The sequence below is a fragment of the Methylobacterium sp. WL18 genome (assembly GCF_008040015.1).
Taxonomy (GTDB): Bacteria; Pseudomonadota; Alphaproteobacteria; order Rhizobiales; family Beijerinckiaceae; genus Methylobacterium; species Methylobacterium mesophilicum.
Genome location: NZ_VRVD01000981.1, coordinates 1 through 1,210, shown reverse-complemented (window position 1 = coordinate 1,210; position 1,210 = coordinate 1). Strand labels below are relative to the sequence as shown.

Below are 1,210 nucleotides of genomic sequence, written 5' to 3'. Positions count from 1 at the left end.
GCGCTCGGCCAGCCGGGACCCCGGGAGGACGGGGCCGCGCAGGAGCACAAGGCGGCCTTCGACCTCTACGTCCGGGCCGGCGAGAGCGCGGGGCTGAAGCGTCTGGAGGCCAAGGCCCTGTCGGCCGGATCGGGGCCGGACGGCGGCTATCTCGTGCCCCAGACCATCGAGCGGACCGTGCTGGCCCGCCTCGCCCAGGTCTCGCCGATCCGGTCCATCGCCAGCGTGCAGCAGATCTCCGGCGCCCAGTACAAGCGCGCCGCCGCGGTCGGCGCCCCGGTGACCGGCTGGGTCGCCGAGACCGCGCCGCGCCCCGGCACCGACGGGCCGGTCCTGTCCGAGATCGCGTTCCCGGCCATGGAACTCTACGCCATGCCGGCCGCGACCCAGACGCTGCTGGACGATGCCGTGGTCGACCTCGACGCCTGGCTCTCGGCCGAGGTCGAGATGGCCTTCGCCGAGCAGGAGGGGGTGGCCTTCGTCACCGGCAACGGCGCCAGCCGACCGCGCGGCTTCTTGAGCTACGACACCGTGGCCAACACCGCCTGGGTGCCGGGCAAGCTCGGCTTCGTCGCCACGGGAGCGGCCGGGGCGTTCCCATCGACCAACCCGTCCGACGTGCTGTTCGACCTGGTCTACGCCCTGCGTGCGGGCTACCGCCAGAATGCCGGCTTCGTGATGAACCGGCGCACCCAGAGCGCGATCCGCAAGTTCAAGGACGCGCAGGGCAACTACCTCTGGCACCCGCCGCTCACGGCCGCCCAATCCGCGACGCTGATCGGGTTCCCCGTGACGGAGGCGGAGGCGATGCCGGAGATCGCGGCGGGCAGCCTGTCGGTGGCGTTCGGCGACTTCCGCCGGGGTTACCTGGTGGTGGACCGCACAGGCCTGCGGGTGCTGCGCGACCCGTACTCGGCCAAGCCCTACGTGCTGTTCTACACCACCAAGCGCGTCGGCGGCGGGGTGCAGGACTTCGATGCGATCAAGGTTTTGAAGTTTGGGTAAGCCTTGGCGTGGCTGACACGCGCGTCGGACCCTTCCCCCTTTGCGGGGGAGGGTGGCGCCTGCGTCAGCAGGGGTCGGGAGAGGGGAGCGACGCCTCCGCAAAGGACGCGACGGGCGCGAACTCCTGCACCGTCACGCCGCCCCTCTCCCGACCCGGCCTAACGGCCGGCCCCCCCACCCCCGCCGAGGGGGGGGGGGGAGGAGC

Annotated in this window: 1 protein-coding gene; it reads left to right on the top strand. The window is 72.5% G+C overall.

Annotation, left to right across the window (positions count from 1 at the left end):
- The coding region (locus FV228_RS30275) for a phage major capsid protein (RefSeq protein ID WP_147857795.1) at positions 1-1,005 on the top strand (1,005 nt) is incomplete at its 5' end.
- Between the last annotated feature and the right edge of the window lie 205 nt (positions 1,006-1,210).